Here is a 5,418-nt window from a genome sequence, read left to right as displayed (position 1 = left end):
CGACAATACGCGACATGACAGCGGCACACGACGAATCTTTGCTGGCCCAGGTGGCTGCGCTCCCGGCTTTGCCGGGGGTTTACCGTTACTTTGATGCGCAGGGCAGCGTGCTGTATGTGGGCAAGGCCAAGCAGCTCAAAAAGCGGGTGTCGAGCTATTTCCAGAAGGACCACGGCGGCACACGCATTGGCCACATGGTCAGCAAGATCGCCCGCATGGAGACCACGGTGGTGCGCTCCGAGGCCGAGGCGCTGCTGCTCGAAAACAACCTGATCAAGTCACTCAGCCCGCGTTTCAACATCCTGTTTCGGGACGATAAGACTTACCCCTACCTCAAGCTCACGGGCAACGGCACGCTGTTTTTGAAGGCCGTGCCAAGCGCTTCGGGTGCGCCCGAGCCGCAAACCTTTCCCCGTGTGGCGTATTACCGGGGCTCGGTTGAAAAAAAGCACCGTTACTTTGGTCCGTTTCCCAGTGCTTGGGCCGTCAAGGAGACGATTCAGCTCTTGCAAAAAGTGTTTCGCCTGCGCACCTGCGAAGACACGGTGTTTGCGAACCGCACCCGGCCGTGTTTGCTGTTCCAAATCAAGCGCTGCTCTGGACCCTGCGTGAACCTCATCTCGCCTGAAGCCTATGCTGACGATGTGCAACACGCTGAGCGCTTTTTAAAGGGCGAGACCCAAGGGCTGCTGCAAGAAATGGAGGCGCGGATGATGGCGCATGCCGACCGATTGGCCTTTGAACAAGCGGCCGAGGTGCGCAACCAGATGACCGCCTTGTCGCGGGTGCTGCACCAGCAGTCGGTGGACACGGGCACCGACACCGACGTGGACATACTGGCCGTGCGGGTGCACGGCGGGCGTGCCTGCGTGAACTTGGCCATGGTGCGCGGCGGGCGGCATTTGGGCGACCGGCCTTACTTTCCGGCGCATGTGGAAGATGCCCATGCTTTGCAGGGCATCGAAGACGATGAGCAACCACCGGTCGCGGTGGAGGTGCAGGTGCTTGAAGCCTTCATGGCACAGCACTACATTGGCATTCCGGTTCCGGCTGCGTTGATCACCAGCGTGGCGGTGGACAAAGTCTTGGTGGCGGCCTTGTCGCAGCAAGCGGGCTACAAAATTGCGGCCGTGCACAACCCCCGCGAGCAGCGCCGGGTGTGGCTGGAGATGAGCGAGAAAAACGCCGACATCAAGTTGGCCCGTCTTTTGGCCGAAGAAGGCTCGCAACAAGCCCGCACCCGTGCATTGGCAGATGCGCTCGATTTGGCCCCGGACGATTTGGACACAGTTCACATCGAGTGTTTTGACATCTCGCACACGGCGGGTGAAAACACCCAAGCTTCTTGCGTGGTGTTTCGTCAGCACAAGATGCAAAGCAGCGAATACCGCCGCTACAACATCGAGGGCATCACGCCGGGCGACGATTACGCCGCCATGCGCCAGGTGCTGATGCGCCGCTATGGCAAATTGGCCGAGGCCTTGCGCTCGGGCGAGGGCACAGCCCGGCTGCCCGACCTGGTGCTGATCGATGGCGGCAAGGGCCAGGTCAGCATGGCCCGTGAGGTGTTCTCCGACCTGGGGCTGGACCTGTCACGCATTGTGGGTGTGGAAAAAGGCGAGGGCCGCAAAGTGGGCCTGGAAGAGCTGGTGTTTGCCGATGGCCGCGAGAAGGTGTATCTGGGCAAGGACTCGGCCGCGCTCATGCTGGTCGCTCAAATCCGAGACGAGGCCCACCGCTTTGCCATCACCGGTATGCGGGCGCAGCGTGCCAAAGTGCGCATGGGCGGCAGCAAAATCGAAGAAATCCCGGGCATTGGGCCGCGCAAGCGGGCCAAATTGCTGCAGCGCTTTGGCGGCGTGCGGGGCGTGGAAAGTGCCAGCGTGGAAGACTTGCTGGGCGTGGAAGGCATCTCGCGAGAGCTGGCTGAGACCATTTACAACGCGCTGCATTGAGCCCGGACAAGACTGTCATCAAGCCTTTGTCTGAGCGTGCCACAATCAACCGCATGTTTTTCACGATTCCGACTATCATGACTTGGACGCGCATAGTCGCGATTCCTTTGATCATTGGCGTGTATTACCTGGACAGCCTGAAGGTCGAGACGCAGAACCTGATTGCCACGGTCATGTTTGTCTTGTTCGCCTGGACCGACTGGCTGGACGGCTTTTTGGCCCGCAAGCTCAACCAGACCTCGGCCTTCGGGGCTTTTTTGGATCCGGTGGCCGACAAGTTTTTGGTCTGTGCAGCTTTGCTGATTTTGGTGCACATGAACCGGGTGCATGTGTTGATTGCCCTGGTCATCATTGGTCGCGAGATCGCCATTTCTTCCCTGCGCGAGTGGATGGCGCAAATTGGCGCGGGCAAGAGCGTGGCGGTGCACATGGTGGGCAAGCTCAAGACCACGGTGCAGATGGTGGCCATTCCTTTCTTGTTGTACGACGGGATTTTGTTCGGCGCGATCGACACCCGCGACTGGGGGGCGGTGCTGATCCTGATCGCAGCCATTTTGACCATCTGGTCCATGGTGTACTACATGAAAAAGGCCTTGCCTGAAATCCGAGCCCGCGTGAAATGAGCGGGGGGCTGAGCCCGACGTCTGGGTCAGGGCGACACCGGTCCGCCACTTTGTTGCTAAGCTCTTGATTTTGCAGCCCACCCATTGATTTAGATTTAGAAAGTTCTACACATGAGCAAGCACCGCATCGCTGTCATTCCCGGAGATGGCATTGGCAAAGAAGTCATGCCTGAAGGCCTGCGCGTGATGGATGCTGCAGCACGCAAGTTTGGCATTGACCTGCACTTTGACCACTTTGATTTTTCAAGCTGGGATTACTTTGAAAAGCATGGTCAGATGCTGCCCGACAACTGGAAAGACCAGATCGGCGGCCACGATGCCTTGTACTTTGGCGCGGTGGGTTGGCCCGATAAAATCGCTGACCACGTGTCGCTGTGGGGCTCGCTTTTGTTGTTCCGTCGTGAGTTTGACCAGTACATCAACTTGCGCCCAGCGCGACTCATGCCCGGCATCATCGCGCCGGTGGTGCGCCGTGACGGCAGCGCACGCCAGCCGGGCGAAATCGACATGTACATCGTGCGGGAAAACACCGAGGGCGAGTACTCCAGTGTGGGGGGGCGCATGTTCCCGGGCACCGAGCGCGAGATCGTGATGCAGGAATCCATCATGACCCGCATCGGGGTCGACCGGGTGCTCAAGTTTGCCTTTGAGTTGGCCCAAACCCGTCCCAAAAAGCACCTGACCAGCGCCACCAAGTCCAACGGCATCGCCATCACCATGCCGTATTGGGACGAACGCGTGGCCGAGATGGCCAAGGCTTACCCGGGCATCAACGTGGACAAGTTCCACATCGACATCCTCACGGCCCACTTTGTGCAACGGCCTGACTTTTTTGACGTGGTGGTGGCCAGCAACCTCTTTGGCGACATCTTGAGCGACTTGGGCCCTGCTTGCACCGGCACCATTGGCATTGCGCCCAGCGCCAACCTCAACCCCGACCGCAAATTCCCATCGCTGTTTGAGCCTGTGCACGGTTCTGCGCCGGACATTGCAGGCAAAGGCATTGCCAACCCGATTGGTCAAATCTGGTGCGGCGCCATGATGCTGGAGTTTTTGGGTCACAAAGGTGCTCACGATGCGGTGCTGGCCGCGATCGAAAAGGTTTTGGCTGCGGGTGGCGATGCGCCACGCACGCCCGATTTGGGCGGCAATGCCTCTACGGCCGATGTGGGCCGGGCCATTGAGCAGGCGCTTTGAGCAGGCGATTGCCCAAGCGCTTGGTCTCAAATGTGAGCATTCAAGCAAACTTGACATGGCTGAACATTAAAATAACTGTCGTGCTTTTATGAAGCACTATTTTCAAGGCTAGAATCCAACGCCAATGTCGCCACGCATGAATGCGATTGACAGACCCACAAGGTCTGGTTTTAATCACTTCAGGCATTCATTGCCTACAAAAATTTCATCAACATGCCCTCGCTGCGGGGTCTGATTTCAGTCCAAACTTCGGTCCTTCCAGCGCTAACAACCAGAGGTTTATTGTGAACAAAACAGAATTGATCGAACACATTGCCAAGCACGCCGACTTGTCCAAGGCAGCCGCCGGTCGCGCCCTCGAAGCCACCATGGGCGCAGTGCGCACGACCCTGAAAAAGGGTGGGACAGTTTCCTTGGTAGGTTTTGGTACTTTTGCCGTGGGCAAGCGTGCCGCGCGAACAGGCCGCAACCCCCGTACCGGCGCTGCGATTAAAATCAAGAAAGCCAATGTGCCAAAGTTCCGTCCAGGCAAGGGCCTCAAAGACGCTTTGAACTGACCGCACATTTGAGAGGGCGCTTAGCTCAGTTGGTAGAGCGGCTCCTTTACACGGAGTAGGTCGGCGGTTCGAGACCGTCAGCGCCCACCACCTCTCAAACGAAGGCGAACCCCAGGTTCGCCTTTTTTATTGACAACCCGAGACTTCAGACATGTTTGACACCATCCGCAATAATTCCAAGATCCTGATGGGTTTGTTGGTTGTGCTGATCATTCCTTCATTTGTTTTGTTTGGTGTGGATGGTTACAGCAACATGAGTGACCGTGGTGTTGTTGTTGCCAAAGTGGGAGACATTGAAATTACCCAGCAAGAATGGGATGCGATGCACCAACAAGAAGTGGACCGCATCCGTGCGTCTGCGCCCAACCTGGACGCCAAACTGCTGGGCTCAGCTGAAGCCCGTTACGCCAGCTTGGAGCGCATGGTCAATGACCGATTGATCGCCGTGGCTGCAGAAAAGCAGCTGCTCGTCACCAGCGACCAACGCTTGGCCAATTACTTGCAGCAAGACCCGTCAATCGCCGGCCTGCGCGGACCGGACGGCAAGCTGGACATGGATCGCTACCGTCAACTGGCCGCCAGCCAGGGCATGACACCGGAGATGTTGGAAGCGCGTGTGCGCCGCGACTTGTCCAATCAACAGGTCCTGGCAAGTTTGCAGGCCTCAGCGGTAGCTTCTCAGCGCCAAACCGACAGTGCCTTGCAGGCCTATTTGCAGCGACGTGAAATCCAGATTCAACGCTTTGAGCCTGCCACTTTTGCGGCCAAGGTCCAAGTCACAGATGCCGATCTGGAAAAGTTTTACCAGACTCAGACAGATCGCTTCCGTTCGCCTGAATCGGCCGACGTGGAATACCTGGTGCTCGATGCGGCCGCCTTGGCCAAAAATATCCAGTTGCCTGAGCAGGACATCAAAACCTATTATGAACAAAATCTCCAGCGCTTATCCGGCCAAGAGCAACGCCGGGCCAGCCACATCCTGATCAATGCGGGCAAAGACGCGCCCGCTGCTGAGCGAGAAAAAGCCCGCGCCAAAGCAGACGGCTTGCTGGCGGATGTGCGCAAAGACTCTAAAAGCTTTGCCCA

5 protein-coding genes and 1 tRNA gene are annotated in these 5,418 nt (G+C 57.9%); all 6 read left to right on the top strand.

The features are described 5' to 3' along the window. The first annotated feature begins 14 nt into the window (after positions 1-14). On the top strand, positions 15-1,955 hold the full coding sequence (uvrC, locus tag ACIQ47_RS14415) for an excinuclease ABC subunit UvrC (protein WP_396438765.1): 1,941 nt from the start codon (positions 15-17) through the stop codon (positions 1,953-1,955). 53 nt (positions 1,956-2,008) lie between these two features. Next, positions 2,009-2,578, top strand: a complete 570-nt coding sequence (pgsA, locus tag ACIQ47_RS14410; protein WP_396438764.1) for a CDP-diacylglycerol--glycerol-3-phosphate 3-phosphatidyltransferase — start codon at positions 2,009-2,011, stop codon at positions 2,576-2,578. Between the two features lie 111 nt (positions 2,579-2,689). After that, entirely contained in the window at positions 2,690-3,775 is a 1,086-nt protein-coding gene (locus ACIQ47_RS14405; protein WP_396438763.1) for a tartrate dehydrogenase, read from the top strand. A gap of 284 nt (positions 3,776-4,059) precedes the next feature. Continuing rightward, positions 4,060-4,332, top strand: a complete 273-nt coding sequence (locus ACIQ47_RS14400) for an HU family DNA-binding protein (protein WP_019428312.1) — start codon at positions 4,060-4,062, stop codon at positions 4,330-4,332. A gap of 14 nt (positions 4,333-4,346) precedes the next feature. After that, positions 4,347-4,422, top strand: a tRNA-Val gene (locus ACIQ47_RS14395). 61 nt (positions 4,423-4,483) lie between these two features. Next, on the top strand, positions 4,484-5,418 hold a 935-nt coding region (locus tag ACIQ47_RS14390), incomplete at its 3' end, for a peptidylprolyl isomerase (protein WP_396438762.1).

This window comes from Limnohabitans sp. (assembly GCF_044373035.1).
Classification (GTDB): domain Bacteria; phylum Pseudomonadota; class Gammaproteobacteria; order Burkholderiales; family Burkholderiaceae_C; genus Limnohabitans_A.
The sequence above is the reverse complement of the archived record's forward strand: the minus strand, read 5'-3'. Positions and strand labels throughout refer to the sequence as shown.

Coding starts and splice junctions, on each gene's coding strand:
- pgsA (WP_396438764.1), top strand. CDS start 2,009: ATGTTTTTCACGATTCCGACTATCATGACTTGGACGCGCATAGTCGCG.
- ACIQ47_RS14405 (WP_396438763.1), top strand. CDS start 2,690: ATGAGCAAGCACCGCATCGCTGTCATTCCCGGAGATGGCATTGGCAAA.
- uvrC (WP_396438765.1), top strand. CDS start 15: ATGACAGCGGCACACGACGAATCTTTGCTGGCCCAGGTGGCTGCGCTC.